The organism is Burkholderia alba (assembly GCF_034721475.1).
In the GTDB taxonomy this organism is placed as follows: domain Bacteria; phylum Pseudomonadota; class Gammaproteobacteria; order Burkholderiales; family Burkholderiaceae; genus Burkholderia; species Burkholderia alba.
In genome coordinates, this window is record NZ_JAWJWL010000001.1 from 366,604 (window position 1) to 389,795 (window position 23,192).

Consider the following 23,192-nt stretch of genomic DNA (forward strand, 5'->3'; position numbering starts at 1 on the left):
CGGCCGCGAACTTGCCGGCGGGTTTGGGCGGTGGGTCAGATGATAGCCGGGCTGGGCGCGCTTGGTAATACCGGGCGGCTGACGAAACGCGCGGGCCGACGCCTTTGGATCCGATCCCGGACCCATCCGTCCGGACGTCGAGCATCGCCCGAAAGATCCCGATAACATGGCTGCTGCCCAAAAAAGACGGAGCCGTGCCCATGACCGTGGAAATACGTGAAGCGGCCTACGAGGATGCCGAGACCATCGCGACGATCCATGTCGCGTCATGGCAAGCCGCCTACCCGGCGATCCTGCCGGAGCGATTCCTGAAAAACCTGTCGATCGCGGCGCGCACTGTCAGCTGGCAGAACCAGCTGCGGAGCGGGCAATCCCGGGTGTTGATGGGCCGTGTCGATGAGGCGGTCGCGGGCTGGGTTGCGTTCGGCGCGTGCCGGGACGACGACAAGGACGGTAATTGGGGTGAAGTGATGGCGATTTATTTGCTGCAGGCGTACTGGGGCCGAGGCATCGGCGCGCGCCTGGTCGATGCGGCGCGTCATGCGCTGCGCGACGCCGGTTATTCGCACGCGGGGCTGTGGGTGCTGGCGGAGAATCCGCTCGCGCGCGCGTTTTATGAACGCATCGGATTCCGGTACGACGACCTGAGCAAGGCCATGCAGATCGGCGGCGTTCCGCTGACGGAGATGCGATACGTGTGTGCGTTGACGGATTGATCGACGATGGGCGCGCGAGGCGGCATGCGTTGCGCGGCGGCGGGATGGTGGAGCCCGGGCGCAGGAGGCAACGAGGACGGGCACGGATGCTCGGCTGAAGAGGTTCTTCCCTGCCGCGCAATCCGACGCCGATCACGCAGTGCCCGGGCCGAGGCGCTCCTGCCGATCGCGATCCCGTTGTCGGCGAAGCTGGAACCCGCCCGACCGTATTTCACGAACCCATCAAATATTCCACTTCCCCGACGTCTCCAGCAAACGCTGCCTCAACTGTTCGATCTCGCGCGCCAGCTTCAGCGAGATCGACACGAATCCGGACAGCTGCGGCGGCGCTTCGTCCCGCAACGCGGCCTGCGGATGCGCGTCGGCGATCGGCTTGAGACGGCCGAGCGTGCCGTACTTGAGCGCGCGCCCGGCGCCGATCAACATGTCACGGATCTTCCGGTTCTCGCGTCCGAGCGCATGCCGGATGAACTGCCGGCCGTCGGGATCCTCGGGCCCGGGCTGCATGCCCGACAGCATCTCGAGCGCGCTGATGCATTGCCGCAGCCCGTGCTGGATCGCCTCGAGCTGCGCCATCGACACGTCGGTTTCCTTCGATACGGAGGGCATCAGCGATCTCAGCTGAACCAACAGCGCGCTCAATGCCGCCATCTCCTTCAGATGCTCGTTGTCGCTGGCATAGCGTTTCGAACTGATCCGCGCATGGACGGCCGCGCAGCCGCGCAGCGAGTCGGCGAGCGTGTAGCGCCACGAATAGGTCGCGTAGAGCGGCAGCGCGAACGAGAACGACAGCGCGAGCGCGATGCCGATCAGGACGTTCACCGCGCGCCACAGGCCGTCGGCGATGCCGTTGTCGCCGTGCCCGGCGACGATCACGAGCGTGATCGCCGACAGCAGCGCGATATAGCCGGCCTTGCCGATCGCGTGATAGGCGAACAGCCCGCAGGCGAGGGTCATCAGCAGCGCGGTCAGCAACGGCCATCCGGTCACCGATTGCAGCAGAATCAGCAACAAGCCGACCGCCGCGCCGATCACGGTCCCGAGCGCGCGCTCCGCCGACTTCTTGCGGATATTGCCGTGATGCTGGAGCCCGCCGATCACGACCAGCACGGTGATCGTCGCCCACTCGCCGTGCGGGACCCGCAGGCCCGCCGTCAGGGCGATCGACGTCAGCACGCTCAGCGCGACGCGGCCCGCGTGGATCAGCTTCGCGTGGCGATAGCGGCGATGCGGGTCGCGCAGCGGACGCAGCGCACCGCGAACGAGCGCCGGCAAACGGGAAAGAGCGGAAAGACTCATGGTGGGACGGGCAGGGCCGGAAGTCGATGCGTACCCCGAACTTTCTCACGTTCTGCACGCCGCGCGATAAGACCGCCGTGGAAAATACCGCCCGAATGCATTCGATCCGCCTCTTGCGGCACTCGGTGCCGCGATGCGATCCGTCCGGCACCGAGTGCTCGCGATACCGGCTCCGCCCGCTGCTTGCCGTGTCGGCGAGCGGTCGAATCGCGGGAATGCGCTGTTGCCGCCCACGCTGTCCGGTCATGCAAAATGTAGCGCTGACGCCTTGGGCCGTGGCATAGTGCGTCGATCCAGCATAAAAGGAGGCGATGATGACAACGACGCTCGAAGCGATCCAGGCAAAGATGAAGAAGCTTCAGGCGCAGGCCGATGCGCTCATCGCGAAGAAAGCCCAGGCGGCGCTCGATCAGATTCGAGAGCTGATGATCAAGCATGGCTTGACGACCGCCGACATCGAAGCGAAGGCGAAGGCGCGCCGCGAGCGCGCGCGGGCAGCCGCCAACGGCAAGCTGCCGGCCAAGTACCTGAATCCGAAGACGGGCGAGACGTGGAGCGGGCACGCGCGTCCGCCCGCGTGGATCAAGAACGTGAAGGACCGCAGCCGATTCCTGATCGAAGGCGCCGCGGCGGGCCACGCGCAACCCGCGCGCGGCAAGGCCGCCGCGAAGGGCGCGCTGCCGCCCAAGTACCGCGATCCGAAGTCCGGCGCGACGTGGAGCGGGCGCGGTCCGGCGCCGGCCTGGCTGGCTTCGGCCAAGGATCGCTCGCTGTTCCTGATCGCGGGCGCGGGCGACCAGGCGGGCGCGTCGAAGGGGGCGGGCACGCGCGGCGCGGCGGCGAAGAAGGCCGGCGCGGCGAAGCGCGAGGCCGTGATTGTGAAGGCGGCGGCCAAGAAGGTAGCGGCCGGGAAGGGCCGTGCGGCCAGCAAGAAAACGGCGGCCAGGAAAGCCGTCAGCAAGACAGTGAAGGCCGGGAAAGGTGCCGCCGGGACGGCAGCAACGCCGGCCGTGAAGAAAGCGGCGGCTCGAAAGACCGCCGCATCCAAACAGCCGGCCGCGGGTTCCGCATCGGTTTCGACTGACGGATCGGCCGCGGCTTGATGCGGCAAGCGGGCGCTTGGCCCGCTCGCTCGATACGCTATGTCGATGCGCCCGGATTGCGTTGCCAGCCCGGGTGCTACCGCGCCCGGCGCAATCGATCACGGCAGCGTGTGCGCGCAGCGGCTCCGCCGATCGTCCGATGGCGTGAGCCGCTGGGCCCCGCTCACGCTTCGCCGAGCGTTTCCTGCCGGAAATCCGGACCGTCGGACGGCGTCGGATGCCGGTCGCCGGACGACGTCACCCGGCTGATCCACCACACGGTGATTGCCGCGACCGCGACCGCCGCCCATCCCACCGTGCCGTACCCTTCGATCCGGCCGTTCGGGCCGCTCGACAGCATCAATCCGCCCAGCCATGCGCCGGTGCCGGTGCCGAGCGCCTGCAGCGCGCTGTTGGCGCTGAGGAATGCGCCGCGCTGGCTCGGGGCCGGGACGGTGGTCAGCAGCGCCTGCATCGGCACCATTCGCCCGGACATCACGACCATGAAGAGCGCGAAGAACGGGACGACCGCGACGAACGGCAGGTTCGGCAGATGCGTGATGAACAGCACGGGCAGCATCGACACCAGCGCGAGGATGCGGAACACGTGATGCTTGCCGTAGCGGTCGGCCATGCGCCCGATCCAGCGCGACGTGAAGAACGTCGCGGCGCCGCCCGCCATGTAGATCCACGACAACTGCGCCGGTTGAACGCCGTGATTCGCGACCAGGGTCGGCGAGATGAACGGGATCACGAGCATGTGCGACACCATCATGATGAAGGTCAGCGCGAACGCGTTCAGATGGCGCGGATTGCTGAACAGCTTCCACAGGTTCGGCAGCACTTCGCGCAGCGCGGGCGGCCGTTGTCGCAGATGCTCGGCGAGCGGCGGCGCGATGCGCAGCACGCCGGACCAGATCGCGAGGGACAGCGCGACCAGCAGCAGGAACGGCGCGGACCAGCCGAAGTGCGCGCCGAGCAGCACGCCGGCGGGGACGCCCGCGATGGCCGCGAGCGAGAAGGCGGTCATGATCGTGCCGGTGGCCGCGCCGCGCCGCGCGATCGGGATCACGTCCCCGACGATGGCCATGACGATCGACGCCAGCACGCCGCCGGTGAGCCCGGCGAAGGCACGCGCGGCCAGCAGCAGCGGATAGGTATCGGCCAGCGCGCAGCCGAGGTTCGACAGCGCGAACAGCGCGTAGACGGCGAGCAGCAGGCGGCGCCGGTCGAAGCGGTCGATATAGGTGGCGGCGAACAGCCCCGACAAACCGGAGCAGACGGAGTAGACCGAGACCGCGGTGGCGAACGCGGCCGGCGTGATGCGGAACGCGTGCATGATCTGCGGGCCGAGCGGCATCATCACCATGAAATCCATGATGACGGTGAATTGCGTGAGCGCCAGCAGCCACAGCAGGCGGCGTTCATGAGTCGAACTGAGCGAATACATCGACGGTGATCCTTGGAAAAAGAAAGCCGCGAGGCTTCCTTGATGGGCGCGATGGAGGCGGCGGCGCGATGCCGGGCCCGACGCGAGCTTCGAGACTTTTCTCAGGATGGGGGCGCGGTGGGACGCGTGCTGATGGATCGGGAGCGGCTCAGCGGGCCAGGGCGCTTCTGCATCGTAAGATATGTTTTACGATATATATCTAAAGATAGTTTGTCAAACGTATTTTGTGTGACGGGCGAGGGTGGAAGGAGGCGGTATGGGGTTGAAAATTAGCCTCTTTTCATAAAGTTGACAAAAGCTATTGAAGTTTATTGATGATAGTTTTTTTTGCTGGGGCGATGGGCGCCGCAAAACAAAGGGCCCGTCGCGTGGACGGGCCCTGCCGGAAGGATCGGGGACGGAGCCTGCGCCGGGAAACCGCCCGGACCCGCCTCCCGATCCCTTGATCGCGACATCGCACTTCACATTGCGATTCCTGATGCCCCGTCGTACGGAGCGGGCAACAGGCGCACGGGACGGCGGCCGTTGCGCGTCACCTCACCTTCTGCTTCGAGGTCGCCACCAGGTAGTTCGGCGCTCCGTTGTGGCGGCCGGGAACATCCAGTTCGTTTTTCCGGCCGCGATGATCGATCTGACCGTTGTATAGCGATCCGCCGCCATCGAGGTTGATCGTGCGCGACGGGTGGCTCTGCGACTGCGATGCATTGTGCCGGTCGAGCTTGGTCATCGTCGCCGCAAGATCGGCCATCGTGACGCCGTCGCTGTGGCTTCCGCGAGTGGTGGCCGTGAACGACGCCATGCGGACCGCGTCCCAATGGGCGCTATCCGCCGGGCCGGACCCGTGGGTGGACGGAAGGCTGTTGCCGCCGTAGCCGACCTGTGCGGGCAAGCCGATGGCCGAGCGGGGGTTCGGCTGGTTGGCGTGGTCGAGCATCGGCCGGCCTTGCTCCGGGCGGTACTGGAAGCGCGGTTCGGCCATCTGCCGCGCGCCGAACTGCTGCTCGCCGCCGCGCGAGAGCAAAGGTCCGCTTTTGAGGCCGGACGTACCGAGGTCGACCGTTTCCAGAACGTCGGCGTATTGCTGCGGAGAACGAAGCGGGGGAAGCTGGCGTCCTCCCAGCGTCCGGTTGTTGCCGATTGCGGTCGCGCTCGGCACGCTGCTGTCGACATGCCGGGCCGCGTTGTAGAAACTTGCGTTCTGCATCACATTGACGTGAGCATCCGCGACCTGAGGGTGGTCCAGCAGTGCTGCGTTGATGTGCTGTCCGCTCATCTCCATCGGCTGACGGATCCGATCTCCGCCGACGGCGTGGAGGCGGAACTTGGAGGCGTCCATTGCCTTGTAGTGGAGCGTCTTGGGGTACGCGCCGGCGAACTGCCCCAGGCCGATCTTGGCGAACGTCTCCGGGCCGCCGTGGACGTCGACATGCACGACGCCGTCGTGCGAACTCACCTTGATCTCCTTGCGCGCGAGGTGGCCGCGCGCCAGCGCCTGTAATTGCGTGGCCGCCGTGTCGGGGTCCATGCGCGGGGCCGAGCCCGAGCCGCCGCTGTTGTCTAGTCCTTCGAACTGCCGGGGTGTGGCGCGTGCGCTGGAGCGCGACTGGCCAGCGTTGGATGGCCGCTGCGAGGCGCCTTGCTCTTGCGGTCCGGAGGTCCGGGCATGTCGCGACGCCGAGGAGCCGAGAGGATTGAAGCGGGTCATGAAGCCTCTCCAGTAGAAAACAGGGAACGTCTCAGCCTGCACAGAAACGCGTGGATCTGTGCATTCGAGTATGGGATGCCGGGGACGAGCCCCGCAAAATCGTGGTCGGGATGCCGTTCCGCGAACTCGAGCGCGCTTCGAATGCCGGCCTGTTCGGACGGCTCGTAGGCGTCGAGGAATTGGGCGGCCTCGTCTGCGTCGAAACCGGAGAACGACAGCGGCTCGCGCAGGTTGTCCATGACAGCCACGGGGATTCTCAGGAACAACGGGGCGTTTTCGAAAGAGTTCATAGTCAGACCGCGGTTGAAGAGGTGAATGTACCGACGCCCAGATGACTCAGGTTGTCGACAACCTGCTTGTGTTGTCCGACCGTCGGCCGATAGTGGCCGCTTCTCCGCGTCACTTCCTGGAGATGGCCGTTTGCCACCCTCAGCGTACCTGCTCCGGCAACCGGCGCGCCTCCCAGGAAGGACGAGTGATGAAATTTACCGACGGCGGGGCTGCACGAGGCGAAGATTCTTCCGTCGTGGTCCATGACGAAAATCGCGTGGCCGCGTTCGCCGCCCGCGCCTGCTTGACTGGTGTCGAAGCGCTGACCGTCGGCGGTGCGCAGGATGCCTTTGTGGTCGACCGTCAGTTCCCGTTCCGCCCGTTCCGACGAGGAGAGGTAGCGCACTTTGGTCCCCCACACGCTCCCCGTTTCCTCGCCGGCGTACTGCGCCATCATTGCGGCTTGCTTGTGATAGATCGCGCGCGCCGGCGCCGGAGAGGCGGGCAGCCGCTTCGTGATGAACGGATCGAGGTCGTCCTTGGAAATGCCGCGAACGGGGTTGCCGTCGGCGTTGCAAGGCTCGCCCGAGCCGAGCCGCTGGAATCCCGTCGGCGATTCGGCGGACCGGGCGATCTGCGCGTGGCCGTCGGCGTTGCAGGGCAGTGTGTCGGGGCCGCGAAAGCCGGTGAATGACGAGGTGCTGGGCGACACGATCGCCCGGCCGTCGCGCTCGCAGGCGAGCCCGTCGAGCGTCTTGAAGCCGGTAACGGAAGCGCGGCTGGGTGCGATGACGGCGCGGCCGTCGCGGTCGCAGGCGAGCCCGTCGAGCGTCTTGAAGCCGGTAACGGACGCGCGGCTGGGTGCGATGACGGCGCGGCCGTCGCGGTCGCAGGCGAGCCCGTCGAGCGTCTTGAAGCCGGTAACGGACGCGCGGCTGGGTGCGATGACGGCGCGGCCGTCGCGGTCGCAGGCGAGCCCGTCGAGCGTCTTGAAGCCGGTAACGGACGCGCGGCTGGGTGCGATGACGGCGCGGCCGTCGCGGTCGCAGGCGAGCCCGTCGAGCGTCTTGAAGCCGGTAACGGAGGCGCGGCTGGGCGCGATGACGGCATGGCCGTCGCGGTCGCAGGCGAGCCCGTCGAGCGTCTTGAAGCCGGTAACGGAGGCACGGCTGGGCGCGATGACGGCATGGCCGTCGCGGTCGCAGGCGAGCCCGTCGAGCGTCTTGAAGCCGGTAACGGAAGCGCGGCTGGGTGCGATGACGGCGCGGCCGTCGCGGTCGCAGGCGAGCCCGTCGAGCGTCTTGAAGCCGGTAACGGAAGCGCGGCTGGGTGCGATGACGGCGCGGCCGTCGCGGTCGCAGGCGAGTCCGTCGAGTGTCTTGAAGCCGGTAACGGAGGCGCGGCTGGGCGCGATGACGGCATGGCCGTCGCGGTCGCAGGCGAGCCCGTCGAGCGTCTTGAAGCCGGTAACGGAGGCACGGCTGGGCGCGATGACGGCATGGCCGTCGCGGTCGCAGGCGAGCCCGTCGAGCGTCTTGAAGCCGGTAACGGAAGCGCGGCTGGGTGCGATGACGGCGCGGCCGTCGCGGTCGCAGGCGAGTCCGTCGAGTGTCTTGAAGCCGGTAACGGAGGCGCGGCTGGGCGCGATGACGGCATGGCCGTCGCGGTCGCAGGCGAGCCCGTCGAGCGTCTTGAAGCCGGTCACCGAAGCGCGACTGGGCGAGATCACCGCATGGCCGTCACGGTCGCAAGCAAGTCCTTCCGACGTTTTGAAGCCGGTAATCGACGAGCGGCTGGGCGAGATCACGGCGTGGCCGTCGCGGCCGCAGGCGAGTCCTTCCGCTGTCTTGAAACCGGTGATCGAAGCGCGGCTGGGCGAGACCACGGCGTGGCCGTCGCGGCCGCAGGCGAGTCCTTCCGCTGTCTTGAAACCGGTGATCGAAGCGCGGCTGGACGAGACCACGGCGTAGCCATCGCGGTCGCAGGCGAGTCCGTCGAGCGTCTTGAAGCCGGTCACCGAAGCGCGGCTGGGCGCGATCGTCGCGCGACCGTCGCGGCCGCAGGGCATGCCGTTTTCCAGTCGATAGCCGGTGGCCGAGGAGCGGCTGTGAACGATATGTCCGGCGCTTTGGCCGGGCGCGCCCCCTTTGAGTCCCGCCGCGCTCGCGTCGACCGCGACCCGGCCGCCGTCCGAGGACGACACCAGCCTCAAGCGACCGGCGTCCCGATGGTTTTGCTGGTCGAAGACCTCGAAGCTGTGTCCATCGGGATGCGCTATGCCGACCACGGCCACGGGCGGCTCGGCACTGCCGGGCTTGACGAACTCGACGACCTGAAGCCGTTCGCCGCTCGGGTGCCGTCCCAGTCCCGCGCCCGCGTCGTATCGCGCTCCCGGGGGAATTTCAAGCGTATCGCGACCCAGCTTGAGTGGGGCCTCGCCGTGCGCGGATGACTTCGGCGGTAGTTCAGCGCGCGGTGCCGGCGTGCCGCTGGCGTGCGACGGATGACGCGCCGGCAATGCGTTCCGCAAGGGGGAGGCGCGCGGACGCGCGGATACCGGTCGGGGTGACGATGCGTCGGCCGGGAGGCCGGCTTCCTGCACCGGATTCAAGGATTTCGATGTGACCTTCATGAAGGTGCTCGAAAAAAAAGCTGATTGGGCGGCGCCTCGATGCTCAACGAACCGGGACGGCCTGTGAGGCGATGAGTAAGCGGCTGTGCTTCAGATGAATCGATGTTAGGTGGGGCATGCGATGGGCTTTGTCGAAACCCGAAGCTGAGGCCACGAGAGCGAAGCCGGCTGCATGCCGACGGCAAATATCGCGTGACTGACGGCACGGTTGCCGGGCGATCGCGGGTTGCCGCGCGGAGCGCATCGCGGATTGACGGCCGTGCTCGGATCGTCACAGCGATGGCCGCGCGACACTCGATGGGCTCACGCCGGGCGAGCAAGAGAGAAAGGGGCAGGGCACGCGGTATGCCGACGACCCGCACGACGCCGATCGGTGGCCGGATCGCGGTCGATCAGGGGGGCTGTCATCGAACACGCGGCGCTTTCGGTGCGGGCCGTATTCGCGATGTGAACGGCGTCGCCCGGTGTGATCGCGCGGCCAACGGCCGGTGCCGATCGTCGATGCATCTCGATGCATGGGCGTCGTATTCGTGCGCAATCTCGCCCTGTCTCCAGGTCGACTGACCCGGCTGTCATTCGATCCGCTCTTCCGGCGCAGGAAGCAAAACCGAATCCGCCATTTCAGGATGGCTGACATGAACAAGTACAAACGGCTGGTGATCCTTTCGGCAAACGCCTCCCTCATTCATACCGTCAGCGAAAAGATCAAGGGATCCGAATACAAGCAGCACATGATCCATAGCGGAGCGGGGCTGGCGAACCGGGTGACCGATGGCGTGTTTTGCCTGATGCTGGTCGGATACGACGACGTGAAATCTCCGGACGGCCAAGCGCTTCTCGCCAGACGGAAAAGCGCGTTGATCGGGATGCCGATCGTCGTCGTGATGCCCGACGAGGAAGACGAGATATCCGGGATCGCCGTGCTGGACGCCGGCGCGGATGCCTTCGTAGCGGCAACGGCTTCCCGGTCGTTCTTCATGTCGTATGTCGGCGCGCTGGTGCGCCGCGCCGAGATCGGCACGGGCGGCCTATCCAGCGAGGTGTATGGAGGCTACGAATTCGATTTGCTCGGTCGAAGGATATTTCTGTTCGGCGAAAGTGTTCCGGTCAATACCGCCGATTTTTATCTGTGCCTGTTGTTGTTCAGGAATCTCGGCCGGCTGCTGCCCGCGAATCAAATCGCGGAATCGATCTGGGGCGACTCGGCCGAATCGGCGGCCGCGCGAATCCGAATGGCTATTGTCAGTCTGAAGAGAAAATTGAAGCTCGGCGCTGAAGGCGGTTACCTGATCAAGTCGATCAGGGGATACGGATACCGGCTGGATGCCGTCGAACCCGTTTGCGCCTCCGTCGACTAGACGGGCAGCCAAGCGAGCGTCTGCTTCAATTCAAACCGGACGACGCTGCCTGCAGCGAGCGCCGTGTCCGCCCGTAATCGGCCCGATTCGACGGGCCGCGGCCGATCCGCACGCCGGGATGTCGAGGCATCGATTGATCTGCTGCTCCATGACCGGCACGCGCGATCGGCGCCGTCGCGCGTTTCCCCAATGCGTGTCGCACCGAATTTCGCGAACCATGTCATTGCCGCTGCCGCGTGTCCGGTCTCGGCGCGCGAGACGGTCGAACGCAGCGGCCCGCCGAGTTCGCGCGCGCGCGTCCGGCTATCGGCGTTGTGGAATCGATGCGCTCGGGATGAGCCACGTGCGGTTGCCGTGGCGTGGCGCCCAGGGTACGCCGCGCTACCTTCGTGCAGACCTGCGTCCCGGATACGCGAGCGGATCTCCGGCCAGGCGCTTGCGCCTTGCGGCATCTTTCCCCATGGGACGGCTGTCCGCGTCGATGGGCTGCCGCGCGGACACCGCCGTTTCGATCGGCGGGCAATCGCCAGCCGGCGATGATTCGCGTGAAACCGATGCGGCGCGCGGGTGGACGGTGCCCCGCGCGCCGCATCGCGGCCGCGATGTCAGAACCGGTGCCGCATGCCGATGGTGGCCGCGATCTGCGTATTCGTCGACGATGCCGCGAGCCCGTTGATGTTCGCGAAGCCGAGCGTCGTGCCCGACGCCACGCCGCCCTGATGCTGGTACACGGTTTGCGCGTACACATCGGTGCGCTTGCTCAAGGCGTAATCCGCCATCAGCGAGACCTGGTGCCACTTGGGGCTGCGGCCGCCTGCGGCGTCGCTATAGTGGCCGTTCGTGAACGTGTAGGCGCCGGCGAACGACACGGCGGACGTCAGCGCATACCGTGCGTTGATCTCGTAGTTGTCGAAGCGCAGCGCGTTCAGCGCGCCCGGCAGCGACGAGGCGGCCGTGTCGTCGAACATCGAATGCGTCCACAGCGCGCCGACCGTCAACTGATCGAACGTGTAGCTGCCGCCCGCGCCGAACACCCGCTGACGCGCCGCCGGGAAATTCGCGCCGTCGTTGTTCGACAGCGCGCCGCCCGCCGTCGTGCCGCCGCGATTGAGCTGCAGGTAGGCCGCGCCGAGATTGACCGGGCCGTTCGCATACGACACGCCCATGCTGTACGAACGGTTGCTCGCGAAGCCGCCGGGCTGGTTGCTGAAGCCGTACATGCCGCCGAACTGCAGCCCCGCGATCGTCGGGCTCGTGTACTTGACCGAGTTGTTGATATAGAACGAATCGTCGATGTTGTCGTTGTCGAACGGGTGCGCGGCGAGGTTGTTGCCGTCGCCGTTGTTCGCCATCGCGAGCGGGCCGAGGTAATCCACTACCGCGTCGTATTGCCGGCCGAGCGTGACGGTGCCGTAACGGTCGTTCTGCAAGCCGACATAAGCGCGGCGGCCGAACAGGGTGTTGCGGTACGACTGCGTGCCGTTGTTCAGGCTGAAACCGCTCTCGAGGCGGAAGATCGCGTGCAACCCGCCGCCGAGATCCTCGGCGCCGTTCAGGCCGAACACCGTGTTCGACAGCAGGCCGCTGCCTTGCTGCCACGTGCTTTTCCCCGACTGATTGTTCGTGTACGCGATGCCGGTGTCCAGCAGGCCGTAGAGCGTGACGCTGCTTTGCGCATGGGCGGCGATACCGAACACGGAAACGGACAGCGCGCAGACAATTTCTTTTTTCATTGTGACTTCCTGGAAAGACCCGATTCAACGGGAGGTGCGACGAATCGCCGGCGCAACCGGGCCCCGCGCGGGCCGGCCTGTGCCGGATCCGACGCGCGCTGCACCGATGATGCTGACGTGAACTGCCTGGCGTGCCTCGCGAGAGGCGGCGCGACGTGTCGCGCATGAGGGGGGATGAGCGTTCGGCGGCGGCGTTACGGCTGCCGCGGGTGCGCGGAACGTGCCGCGCCGGTGCTCAGGATGTGGGTGAACGCCGCGGGCGGCGGATCGGACCGAACTCGGCTTCGGGCAGCAAGCGCATGATCGACGACATCGCGGTCGACACCCGCGCCCTCGCCAGTTCGAGCTGCAGGCAGGCCCGGCCGGTCAGGTTGTCGATCGACGCCGTGTAGAGGCTCAGCGCGGGGCCGATCTCGCGATGCAGCGCGCGGCGCACCTCGGCGAGGCGGTCCGATTCGACCTGGATCGACAGCAGCACCGGATAGTCGGCAGCGGGTTTGCGCGGCGCGGCGGCAACGGTCGGTCGGGGCGCGCGAAAGAGGGGAAAGCGGATCGAGGCGGAATCGGTACGGAGAGGCTTCATGCAGTCATCTTCGCGCTGCGTCATCGCAGACACCACGAAGATCCGGTCTGGAACATGGCGAGCATTCTAGAAATCGCCGTGAAGCTTTGGTATATAGACCGCCGTCCGCTTCGAAAAAATCTCGTAAAGCCGGTGTGCGCGCTGTTCTCGACATGGCGCCGACGTGTCGAGAACAGCGAGTCGTCAATGCGCGGGGTGCCGGCCGAGGAACTGGCGTTCGCCGTCTGTCTTCCGTGGTAGCGATGGACCATCTGCAGAACCGCAACGCCTGAACCTGTTCTTATGTACGGAGCATCCTGACAAGAAACAGCACACTCGATCCGCCGTGCCAAACGTCGAATTTGTCGATAGCAGATGCTGTCGCGATCGTAATCGAGTCCAGACCAACATTCCTTGCGGGTGCGTTTTCTCAATCAGGTAGCGGAACCAGACTGTGAATGCAGTCGGTTCGGCATCGACCCGCTCGACCGGTTCTGCGAACTCGATCCAGCGGCAAGCGGTTGCCTCGACGGGATCGGGTTTCGGCGAACCATCAAATGTGCCGGCATGGATGTGCGTCAGTGCATGTTCGACAAGGCCCCAACGCGCTCGTCGACGTCGTGACCGTCGAGCGGGCCGACGTAGTTGAAGCCCAGTTTCTCGAAGAGCGTCGTGGGTGCGACCAGACTTTTCACATGCGCCTCCATCAGGTTCGCAAGGCAGCGAGAAGTCGAGATAAGGTCGAGCACCGTCTGCGTCTGCCGCTTGGAACGCGCATCGGCGCGGCCGGCCGTCAAGCGTCCCAGTGCATGTCGCAGCGCGCCGACAGGGGGCGAAATCGACATGTCGTTGTCGTTCAACACGACGATCAAGGGCAGGTTTTCCGCAGCCCCCGCATTGTTCGGCGCTTCGAAGGCATGCCGGCCGACAGCGCGCCGCAGCCGATCACCGCGACGCAATGACATCGAATGTCCGACAAGCGCGCCGTGTACGCCATGCCGAACGCGGCGGAAATCGACGTGCTCGAATGCGCGGTACCAAACGCATCGTACTCGGACGCGGCTCGGGAAGCCCGAGAGTCCGCCGAACCGCCGGATCGTCGCCATCGCATCTTGACGACCGGTCAAGATCTTGGGCGGATTCGACAGGTGGCCAACTTCCTAGACGATCCGCTCACGCGGCGTATCGAATACGTAATGCAACACGATCGCCAGTTCGATGCTGCGCAGATTGGAGGCTGGGTGGCCGCCGGGTTTCGACACGCTGTCGAGCACAAAAGCGCGCAGCGCCTGCGCCAGTTGCGGCAGTACGGTTCAGGCAAGCCGACGCGGATCGTCGGGCGGGCCGAGATTCTGAAGGTGGGTCGTCACGATTTCGCCTCGCGACGCGGGTGTTCCATTTCCCCGCGATGAACTACGCCAAGTTGTGGAACGATAAATGTGATCGTTTCCGTAAGCTTCACTGCTTTGCTTGCCACGCGATGTTGGGCACCTGGCACACCAGAACAGATTCTTGAAAACGCGGAATGCCTTGCATATAAATCGCATATCGGGTTTCGCCAGCATAGTGAGAATGCCGGGAAACTGCGAACACAAAGGATTGAAAAAACGGCGAAAAATAATCTTCCCGCAAGGGAAGTAAGATTGAGTTCTTAATTTATCCTTTCGCGAAGCAGGGCGGAGGGTGAAATTTTTCCGAGATCATCGCATCTGGTCTTGTGCCTGGTCGCCGGAAAGGATGAGCCTGGTTTGAAATCGCGCATTTTGACAATGTAGAGAAGCCTTTCCCTTCAGCGTCGCCGTGAAGCGTCTAGTTAATTAAACGCTCAGCTTCGACCCAGGAGCGCACAGTGAACACCATAGCGCTATCCAATTCACCCTCCGCGCGTATTCCGTTCGCTGTCATTCGTGGATCTGAAATCAGCTCTTATCAAGAAAAGGTTGAATCTGCATATCAGGACGATCCGGAAAACTGGAGCAAGGCCATCGGCGATCGTCTTTGGTTCCAGTTCGGCGTATATGACCATCCGCACTCGCCGCAGCCGATCGATCTCGACGAATCCGGCCTCAGGTATTTCGAGCGCCAACTGCAGGTCGCTGGCCTGGACGTGCGTAATCATTCGCCGATCAGCCGGATTCTCGATATCGGATGCGGATGGGGAACAGCGCTGCGGGATCTGTCCCGGCGGTTTCCCGACTGTCGTCGCTTCGACGGCATCAATATCAGCGACCGCCAGCTTGAATATTGCGCCGAAGTCAACGCGGCAAGGGGGTTGTCGGACAGGATCAACCTGTTCCGGTGCAATGCGCTGGACCTCGATTTACTGCCGGATTCCGATCAACTCTACGACATCGCGATCATGCGTGGTGTGATTTCTCATTTTCCTTACGACCTGTTCGAAATCGTGATGACCAAGCTGCGACAGCGGATGGATCCTGACGGAACTGTCGTGGTGTCGGACAATTTATATAACGTCGATCTCTCGAAATACCGGTCGGATACCCCGGACACGGTTGACAGGCTGGCGTGCAAGTATCGCAAGACGCCGACGTATCTGCGCCAAGTGTTCGAACAAAGCAGCTTTCGTGTCGAGGATATGCGAATCCTGCCGGACCGGGCAGACGCGACGCGATGGCTGTTGAGCGTACAGGACAATATCGAACGCAATTTCCCGGCGGGCGTGGCCGGTGCGCTGGAGGAACTTCGCGTGATGTGCGAAAGCTTGGCCGTCGCGATCGTGAAGAATCAGGTTTCCATTTACAGCGTCGTGCTCAAGCCCGGCCGTTGAAGGGTGCCGCGAAACCTCGAACCCGAGAGCCGATCATGAAAGAGATTCCGAACTTCGTGCGCAACCTGCCCGGCCTGCCGAAACACGGCGAAAAGGTATTCCATCCGGATTTCAATCTGCAGCTGAAACCGATGTGGCATCCGGATCATGACGAGGTGGAGCGCCGGATCGCGCTCACTGACAGCCCGTACATCCTCGCTCACTACGGCAGCCAGAAAGCCGTGGACCATTATCTGGCACAAAGCATGCCGTCGTTCGGCGGGCTTTGCTATCCGCACACCCTGAAGGATCGAATCTACGATCTGGAAAGGATGATGAGCATCACCACGCTGATAGACGATACGCTCACCAACCCCGACATGCTGGAGCAGGGGCAAAGGCGATCGGCGCTGCGCCGGCACTATTTCGATGCCATCGCCGGCATCTGTCCGCCGGACTCGGCGCCCATCGCACAGTTGCTGTATGAGGGACTGTTGCCCATCAGGAAGCAGCTTTCGTCGAAACCGCGGGTCTGGAAACGCCTGGAGGACTCCTTGCACGTCCTGATCATCAGGCAGACGGATCCGTTGGCATTGAAAATGGATGAACTCACGTTCGAAGCCTATCTGGAGATGCGGCGCATCGACAACTACGGGGAATGGGCAGCCATCATGACGGAGTACGCGATCGATGTGGACATGACCGACTGCCTCGTGTCGGACCGCTCGCTTGCGGAGATGCGAACGGCCGCGATCGATTCGATCACGCTGGTGAACGATCCGTATTCGTTCCGAAAGGAAATTCACATCGCCGATTCGGTGAACTCCGTCTGGCTGTTGATGTATCGCGAAGGCTTGAAGCTTCAGGAGACGCTGAACAAATTGGCGACATTGGTCGCCGAGAACGAGCGCAATCTGATCGCAGCGCGCGACCGCGTCCTTGCCGGTCCGCTCGGCAGCCGGGACGATGTGCGCGCCTATGTGACCGAACTCGAGCATCTGGCGTCCGGCAACGCGGAATTTCACGCCATCAGCACGCGCTACCATGGCCGGGATTTCAAAGGGAAGCGGTTCATCTCTGGCGAGGTGACCATCCGACCGTTACCGTCTACCGACGAGGTTGCAGCTGCGGATCTGGAAGAGGCGCGGCGCCCACACTGATCCACGGCTGGGAGGGGGTGGGCTTGGCTGGTTGAGCTGATTGGGCTACTCAACCGCTATGTGCCCGACGTTGCCCCTCGTTGTTCCGAAAGGCAGGCGTGGAAGCTCAATCAGCCTGCCGTCCAGCTGACCACATTGCATGCCCCCGTCACTGGGTCGGGCATAGCGGCGGATGCACGCGGCCGCCGGTCGCCGTCTTGATAGCGAGACAATCCTGCTTATCGCAGCAGCATGATCGTGAGCCGAAACTGACGATCCGGGTAACGCGCGAGACCGCGGCCACCTGCGTAGAAATAAGCCGAGGAGCAGTTGACAGCGGGCTTCGCCACGCCGCGGCCAGGGAGAATTTTAATTCGAAACGCGTCACCGACTGAATTCAAAAGGGTTTCGTCTTGCGTCGTGGCTGTCTCTCGACGAGGTGACATCTTTGCTTCGCAAACGGTGACGATTTCACTTTGGCCTACGCCGCTCGGTCGATCCGGCGCGCGCGATAACCGGGCGGCTCATCGCCCGGCGACGCGTCACTGTCGTTCCGGCAGGAACCAGTTCATCAGCAGCGCGCAGATGCCGCCCGTCGCGACACCCGATTCCAGCACGTTCTTGAGCGCGTGCGGCAGGCTGACGAGGATCTCCGGCACCTGGGACACGCCCAGGCCGAGCGCGAGCGAGACGGCGATGATCAGCAGCGCGCGGCGGTCCAGCCGGATGCCGGCGAGGATGTTGATGCCGGAAGCGGCCACCGCCCCGAACATCACCATCGCGGCGCCCCCGAGCACGGGCTCGGGCACGGCCTGCAGCATCCCGGCGACCGGCGGGAACAGCCCCAGCACGACGAGCATGCCGGCGATCCAGAGGCCCACGTGGCGGCTGGCGATGCCGGTGAGCTGGATGACGCCGTTGTTCTGCGCGAACACGGAGCTGGGGAACGTATTGAAGACGCCGGCCAGCAGCGAGTTGGCGCCGTTGACCAGCACTCCGCCCTTGATGCGCTGCATCCACAGCGGGCCTTCGACGGGCTGCCGGGAGATCTTGCTGGTGGCGGTGACGTCGCCGATCGCTTCGAGCGAGGTGACCAGATAGATGATCAGCATCGGCACGAAGAGCGACCAGGAGAACCCCAGGCCGAAGTGCAGCGGCGTCGGGATCTGGAACAGCGCGGCTTCGCGCGCGCCGGTGAAATCCAGGCGGCCCATCGCGGCGGCCGCGAGATAGCCGATCGCGAGCGCGATCACGAGCGCGGTGCTGCGCACCCAGACCACGGGCACCCGGTTGAGCAGGATGATGGCGCCCAGCACCAGGCCGGAGAGCGTCAGGTTCTGCGCGCTGGCGAAGCTGCCCTTGGCCATCGCGCTGTAGCCGCCGCCCATGCTGATCAGGCCGACCTTGATGAGGGTGAGGCCGATCAGCAGGACCACGATGCCGGTGACGAGCGGCGTGATGAGCCGCTTCACGAACGGCAGCACGCGGGACACGCCCATTTCCACGAACGAGCCGGCGATGACGACGCCGAAGATCGCGGCCATCACGGTTTCGACCGGCGTGCCCTGCTTGACCATCAGGCTGCCGCCGGCGATCAGCGGACCGACGAAGTTGAAGCTGGTGCCCTGGACGATCAGCAGGCCGGCGCCCAGCGGGCCGAAGCGCTTGCACTGGACGAAGGTGGCGATGCCGGAGATCACGAGCGACATCGACACGATCAGCGTGGTGTCGCGGCTGGAGACACCGAGCGCCTGGCAGATCAGCAGGCCCGGCGTGACGATCGGCACCAGGATGGCGAGCAGATGCTGCAGGGCGGCGACGAAGGCGACCGTCGGGGCGGGCCGGTCGTCGGGGCCGTAGACCAGGTCGTGGGCGCCGTCGGCGTCGTCGGAAACGGGTTGGGCGAGGGGGGCGGGTTGCATGGCGGAACGGCCGGTCAAGATGGAAAGTGCGAGATTTTAACGGGAACACTCCGCCGGCGCCCGGATTCGCGTCGTCCGGGGCGGTATCGCACCGCCCGTCGCCGTCGGCGCACCGCATCGAGGTCGCGATGCGATGGCGGTTGCAAGGACGTTTCGCGGGACGGCGAGCCGGACGTGTCCATTCCCGGCGATCGGATTGCCGGCCCGCGCGCTGGCCGCGGCCGCTTCGCCGGGGCCTCGGCCGGTCGGGATTCGATCTCCAGGCGACCGCATTCGGTCGAGTAACATGATTTTTACGCAAGTTAGAGGCGAGAAATAGTCGCTTGTCGTGCGTAAATTGCATGACAAGAATGGCGCCTCACCCGCAATCCGTGCGTCCGGTCGCCAGCCGAAGCGATCCGCCGCTGCTTATCCGGAGGAGCCCGCCCATGCGCACCGAGCAACACTACGTGAACGGCCGTTTTACCGAAACCGGCGGCGATGCGTTCATCGCCGTCCACGATCCCGCCAGCGAAGCGGTGATCGCACGCGTGCCGGCCGCCACGCCGCGCGAGGCGCTGGCCGCCGTCGACGCCGCCGCCGCCGCACGGAAATCGTGGGGCAAGCTGCCGAGCACCGAGCGGGCGGCCTGCCTGCACCGGCTTGCCGATGCGCTGGCGGCGCGCGCGCCGCAGATCGGCGCCGCGCTCGCGCGTGAGTCCGGCAAGAGCGTCGAGGAGGCGACCAACGAAGCCGTCTACGCCGGCCAGATCACCCGCTATCACGCCGAATGGGCGCGCCGCATCGAAGGGGAAATCATCCCGAGCGACACCCCCGACGAGAACCTGTTCCTGCAGCGCGAGCCGATCGGCGTCGTCGCGTGCCTGATTCCGTTCAACTTCCCCGTGTACACGCTGCTGCGCAAGATCGCGCCCGCGTTGATCGCCGGCAACACCGTGGTCGTGCGCCCGAGCAACCACACCCCGTGCTCGGCGTTCGAGATCGCGCGGGCGGTCGACGACGCGGGTTTCCCGGCAGGCGTCGTCAACATCCTGACGATGGATCATGCGAGCGCCGAAGCGCTCTGCACCCATCCGGCGGTCGGCATGATCACGCTCACGGGCAGCGTGAACGCGGGCCGCAAGGTGCTCGACTACTGCAAGGCGAACATCGCGAAGCCGTCGCTGGAACTGGGCGGCAAGACACCCGCGATCGTCGAGCCGGACGCCGATCTCGACCGGGCGGCGCGGGCGCTCGTCGCGTCGAAGACCACGCATTGCGGCCAGCTCTGCACGGCGATCGAGCGCGTGTACGTGCACGACAGCGTGTACGAGCGCTTCGTCGCACTGCTGAAGCAGCACATGAGCGCGGTGCGGACGGGCGACCGCGCCGTCGAGCCGTCGCGCATGGGGCCGCTCGTCAGCGCCGCCGCCCGCGCGCATATCCACGGGATGGTCGAGCGCGCGCTCGCCGACGGCGCGACGCTGGAAACCGGCGGCGCGATACCGGACGGCCCGGGCTTTTTCTACCCGGCCACGCTGCTGTCGAACTGCCGGCAGGACATGGAGATCGTGCAGGAGGAGACCTTCGGTCCGGTGCTCGCGGTGTTGCGCTACGCATCGATCGACGAAGCGATCGCGCTCGCGAACGATCACCAGTTCGGGCTGGCGTCGGTGCTCTACACGGAAAACTACCGGGCCGCGATGAAGGTGGCGAACGCCATCGAAGCGGGCGAACTGTACGTGAACCGCACGCCCGCCGATCCGTATCAGGGTTATCACGCGGGCTGGAAGCGCTCCGGCCTCGGCGGCGACGACGGCAAGCACGGGATGCTCGAATTCACGCAGACGCGCCTCGTCGTCATGAAGTACTGAAGTCTTTCGGTTCCCCGGTCTTTCGCAGTTTTTCACGGCAAAACAGGCAGTAGCCGGCAGTACGGCGCGCGGCATTCGGAGGGCGCGCGCCGGTTCGAATGCCTACTCGATCAATAAGAACGTTTGGAGACGCTGGCCGACGCGAGCGATTCTCTCAGGAGAACAGTATGACCACGACCCCGACGACGCAATCGTCAAGCCTGGCGTCGCCCGCGGAAACCGCCGCGCCGGGCGGCACCCGCATGCAGCGCTACCTGCAGCTGCTGCTGCTCGTGATCGCGGCGGGCGCGATCTACCCGATGCTGTATCTGCGGCAGGTGTATCAGCCGACGATGCTCGAATTCTTCCGGATCGACGATGTGCAGCTCGGCTATCTGTATTCGTCGCTCGGCACGATCTTCCTGATCAGCTATCTGCCGAGCGGCTGGCTCGCCGATCGCCTGTCGCCGCGCTATCTGATCTGCTTTTCGCTGCTCGCGACGGGCCTCCTCGGCCTGATCTACGCGAGCGCGCCGCCGTTCCCCGTGCTGCTGGCGATCTTCGGCGGCTGGGGGCTGTCGACCGGACTGACGTTCTGGGCGGCCGTCATCAAGCGGGTCAACATGATCGCCGGGCCGGACGAGCAGGGTCGCTTCTTCGGTCTGCTCGACGGCGGACGCGGGCTGGTCGAGGCGCTGCTCGCGACGATCGCGATCACGCTGTTCGCCTACGTCACGCAAACGCGTCGCGGCTCTGACGCCGCCGGCTTCAGCCTGGTCGTGCATCTGTATTCGTTCACCTGCATCGGACTCGGCCTGCTGCTCGCGCTGGTGAAGGATCCGCAGGCGCGCCTCGGCCGCGCGAAGGCGGACGCGGCGCGGCGCAACACCGTGCTGGCCGACCTCAAGACGCTCGCGAGGATTCCCGAGCTGTGGCTCGTCACCGCGATCGTGTTCTGCGGCTATCAGGTGTTCTGGGCGACCTACAGCTTCTCCGCGTACCTGCACGAAGGCAATTTCGGGCTGACCGCGACGGCGGCGGGCTTCATCACGACGCTGAAGCTCTGGATGCGGCCGATCGGCGGCATCGGCGGCGGCTATCTCGGCGACCGCCTGTCGAAGGTCAACGTGCTGATCGGCGCGCTCGCGCTGGCCGCGCTGTCGCTGGGCGGCCTGATCGTCGCGCCGCCGCACAGCCCGCAGGCGCTGCTGGTCGTGCTGGTGCTGTTCATCGGCGTGCTGACCTACGCGGTGCGCGGCCTGTACTGGTCGCTGCTCGACGATTGCAAGGTGCCGCTGCACTGCGCGGGACTCGCGATCGGCCTGATCTCCGTGCTCGGCTATTCGCCGGACGTGTTCCTGCCGCTGATCAACGGCTATCTCACGCAGAACTTCCCCGGCGCGCCCGGCTATCAGCTCTATTTCGGCTACATCGCCGCCGTCGCGCTGTGCGGCGCGGGGGCGGCCGTCGCGCTCAGGCTTCGTCTCCACCGCAACCAGGAATCGTCATGAAGATCGTCTCGCTCGAAACCCATATCGTCGCCGTTCCGCCGCCGCATATCGGCGGGATGTACTGGATCTTCGTGACGCTCAGGACCGACGACGGCATCGAAGGCGTCGGCGAGATCTATGCGGCCACCTTCCATCCGAAGGCGATGGCGCCGATCATCGAGGACGTGTTCGAACGCTATCTGCTGAATCACGATCCGCATCACGTCGAGCGCTTCTTCCGCGAAACCTATTCGAGCGGCTTCACGCAGCGGCCGGACCTGACGATGATGGGCGTCGCGAGCGGCCTCGAGATGGCGTGCTGGGACATCGTCGGCAAGGCGGCCGGCAAACCCGTGTACGAGCTGCTGGGCGGCAGGGTGCATGAGCGGCTGCGCTCGTACACGTATCTGTATCCGAAGAACGCGCGCGGCGAGTACGACTACGACGATCCGGATCTCGCCGCCGAGTGCGCGGCCGAGAACGTGCAGCTCGGCTTTACCGCGGTGAAGTTCGATCCGGCGGGGCCGTACACCGCGTATTCGGGGCACCAGCTGTCGCTCGAGGTGCTCGACCGCTGCGAGACGTTCTGCCGGAAGGTGCGCGAGGCGGTCGGCAGCCGCGCGGATCTGCTGTTCGGCACGCACGGGCAGATGGTGCCGTCGTCGGCGATCCGGCTCGCGAAGCGGCTCGAGAAATACGATCCGCTGTGGTTCGAGGAGCCGGTGCCGCCCGGCCAGGAGGACGCGATCGCCGAGGTCGCGAGGAAGACGTCGATTCCGATCGCGACCGGCGAGCGCCTGACCACCAAGTACGAATTCGCGAAGCTGCTGCAGGCGGGCGGCGCGTCGATCCTGCAGATGAACGTCGGCCGGGTCGGCGGGCTGCTCGAGGCGAAGAAGATCGCGAGCCTCGCCGAGGTGCATTACGCGCAGATCGCGCCGCATCTGTACAACGGTCCGGTCGGCGCGGCGGCCAGCATCCAGCTTGCCGCCTGCACGCCGAACTTCCTGATCCAGGAAAGCATCATGACCTGGGGCGGCTTCCATGCGGAGGTCGTCAAGACGCCGATCCGCTGGGAGGACGGCTACATCATCCCGTCGAGCGAGCCGGGCCTCGGCATCGAACTGAACATGGACGTCGTGCGCCGCCATGCGCCCTACACGGGCGAACGCCTGCATCTGCAGATGGGCGCGCGGCCCGTCGACGTGAAAGACCTGTCGCCGGCCAAAGGCTGA

17 protein-coding genes and 1 pseudogene are annotated in these 23,192 nt (G+C 65.4%); 9 read left to right on the forward strand and 9 right to left on the reverse strand.

Annotated features, from left to right (window positions below; genetic code table 11):
- Positions 1-104 precede the first annotated feature (104 nt).
- Positions 105-716 (forward strand): GNAT family N-acetyltransferase, encoded by a 612-nt coding sequence (locus RZR99_RS01610; RefSeq protein WP_323117965.1) that lies wholly within the window; start codon positions 105-107, stop codon positions 714-716.
- A gap of 222 nt (positions 717-938) precedes the next feature.
- Here RZR99_RS01610 and RZR99_RS01615 read toward each other — a convergent pair whose 3' ends face one another.
- A complete protein-coding gene (locus RZR99_RS01615; RefSeq protein WP_323117966.1) occupies positions 939-2,015 on the reverse strand; it encodes an FUSC family protein in 1,077 nt (358 codons plus the stop codon).
- A gap of 311 nt (positions 2,016-2,326) precedes the next feature.
- Here RZR99_RS01615 and RZR99_RS01620 point away from each other — a divergent pair, with 311 nt between their 5' ends.
- The gene (locus RZR99_RS01620) at positions 2,327-3,118 is read left to right on the forward strand and encodes an H-NS family nucleoid-associated regulatory protein (protein ID WP_323117967.1); all 792 of its coding nucleotides are present in this window, start codon (positions 2,327-2,329) and stop codon (positions 3,116-3,118) included.
- 163 nt (positions 3,119-3,281) lie between these two features.
- Here the strand turns inward: RZR99_RS01620 and RZR99_RS01625 are convergent, their stop codons facing one another.
- The 4 genes from RZR99_RS01625 to RZR99_RS01640 all read right to left on the reverse strand — a co-directional run bounded on the left by RZR99_RS01625 (position 3,282) and on the right by RZR99_RS01640 (position 9,133).
- Complete coding sequence (locus RZR99_RS01625; protein ID WP_323117968.1) at positions 3,282-4,547, reverse strand: MFS transporter; 1,266 nt, start codon at positions 4,545-4,547, stop codon at positions 3,282-3,284.
- Positions 4,548-5,079: 532 nt separating this feature from the next.
- Complete coding sequence (locus tag RZR99_RS01630) at positions 5,080-6,252, reverse strand: hypothetical protein (RefSeq protein WP_323117969.1); 1,173 nt, start codon at positions 6,250-6,252, stop codon at positions 5,080-5,082.
- A complete protein-coding gene (locus tag RZR99_RS01635) occupies positions 6,249-6,491 on the reverse strand; it encodes a hypothetical protein (protein WP_323117970.1) in 243 nt (80 codons plus the stop codon). The genes RZR99_RS01630 and RZR99_RS01635 overlap by 4 nt, the downstream gene beginning before the upstream one ends.
- Positions 6,492-6,544: 53 nt before the next feature.
- Positions 6,545-9,133, reverse strand: a complete 2,589-nt coding sequence (locus RZR99_RS01640; RefSeq protein WP_323117971.1) for a hypothetical protein — start codon at positions 9,131-9,133, stop codon at positions 6,545-6,547.
- Between the two features lie 656 nt (positions 9,134-9,789).
- Between RZR99_RS01640 and RZR99_RS01645 the strand changes: the two genes are divergently transcribed.
- Positions 9,790-10,512: a winged helix-turn-helix transcriptional regulator gene (locus RZR99_RS01645; protein ID WP_323117972.1), complete on the forward strand. Its 723-nt coding sequence runs from the start codon at positions 9,790-9,792 to the stop codon at positions 10,510-10,512.
- A 605-nt stretch (positions 10,513-11,117) separates the two neighbouring features.
- Here RZR99_RS01645 and RZR99_RS01650 read toward each other — a convergent pair.
- The 3 genes and pseudogenes from RZR99_RS01650 to RZR99_RS01660 all read right to left on the reverse strand — a co-directional run bounded on the left by RZR99_RS01650 (position 11,118) and on the right by RZR99_RS01660 (position 13,913).
- Positions 11,118-12,245, reverse strand: a complete 1,128-nt coding sequence (locus RZR99_RS01650; RefSeq protein ID WP_323117973.1) for a porin — start codon at positions 12,243-12,245, stop codon at positions 11,118-11,120.
- A 235-nt stretch (positions 12,246-12,480) separates the two neighbouring features.
- Complete coding sequence (locus RZR99_RS01655; RefSeq protein WP_323117974.1) at positions 12,481-12,828, reverse strand: hypothetical protein; 348 nt, start codon at positions 12,826-12,828, stop codon at positions 12,481-12,483.
- Between the two features lie 557 nt (positions 12,829-13,385).
- Positions 13,386-13,913 (reverse strand): annotated as a pseudogene (locus RZR99_RS01660) (1-deoxy-D-xylulose-5-phosphate synthase N-terminal domain-containing protein).
- A 90-nt stretch (positions 13,914-14,003) separates the two neighbouring features.
- Here RZR99_RS01660 and RZR99_RS33565 point away from each other — a divergent pair.
- The 3 genes from RZR99_RS33565 (at position 14,004) to RZR99_RS01670 (ending at position 16,734) form a co-directional block, all read left to right on the forward strand.
- Positions 14,004-14,219: a hypothetical protein gene (locus tag RZR99_RS33565; protein ID WP_456061823.1), complete on the forward strand. Its 216-nt coding sequence runs from the start codon at positions 14,004-14,006 to the stop codon at positions 14,217-14,219.
- A 437-nt stretch (positions 14,220-14,656) separates the two neighbouring features.
- Positions 14,657-15,595, forward strand: coding sequence for an SAM-dependent methyltransferase (locus RZR99_RS01665; RefSeq protein ID WP_323117975.1), 939 nt, complete (start codon positions 14,657-14,659; stop codon positions 15,593-15,595).
- A gap of 35 nt (positions 15,596-15,630) precedes the next feature.
- Positions 15,631-16,734 (forward strand): terpene synthase family protein, encoded by a 1,104-nt coding sequence (locus tag RZR99_RS01670; protein WP_323117976.1) that lies wholly within the window; start codon positions 15,631-15,633, stop codon positions 16,732-16,734.
- A gap of 521 nt (positions 16,735-17,255) precedes the next feature.
- On the opposite strand, the gene RZR99_RS01675 is transcribed toward RZR99_RS01670, so the two are convergent.
- The gene (locus RZR99_RS01675) at positions 17,256-18,635 is read right to left on the reverse strand and encodes a uracil-xanthine permease family protein (RefSeq protein WP_323117977.1); all 1,380 of its coding nucleotides are present in this window, start codon (positions 18,633-18,635) and stop codon (positions 17,256-17,258) included.
- 428 nt (positions 18,636-19,063) lie between these two features.
- Here RZR99_RS01675 and aldA point away from each other — a divergent pair, with 428 nt between their 5' ends.
- The 3 genes from aldA to RZR99_RS01690 all read left to right on the forward strand — a co-directional run bounded on the left by aldA (position 19,064) and on the right by RZR99_RS01690 (position 23,192).
- Entirely contained in the window at positions 19,064-20,488 is a 1,425-nt protein-coding gene (gene aldA / locus RZR99_RS01680; RefSeq protein ID WP_323117978.1) for an aldehyde dehydrogenase, read from the forward strand.
- Positions 20,489-20,655: 167 nt separating this feature from the next.
- Positions 20,656-21,978, forward strand: coding sequence for an MFS transporter (locus RZR99_RS01685; protein WP_323117979.1), 1,323 nt, complete (start codon positions 20,656-20,658; stop codon positions 21,976-21,978).
- A complete protein-coding gene (locus RZR99_RS01690) occupies positions 21,975-23,192 on the forward strand; it encodes a mandelate racemase/muconate lactonizing enzyme family protein (RefSeq protein ID WP_323117980.1) in 1,218 nt (405 codons plus the stop codon). The genes RZR99_RS01685 and RZR99_RS01690 overlap by 4 nt, the downstream gene beginning before the upstream one ends.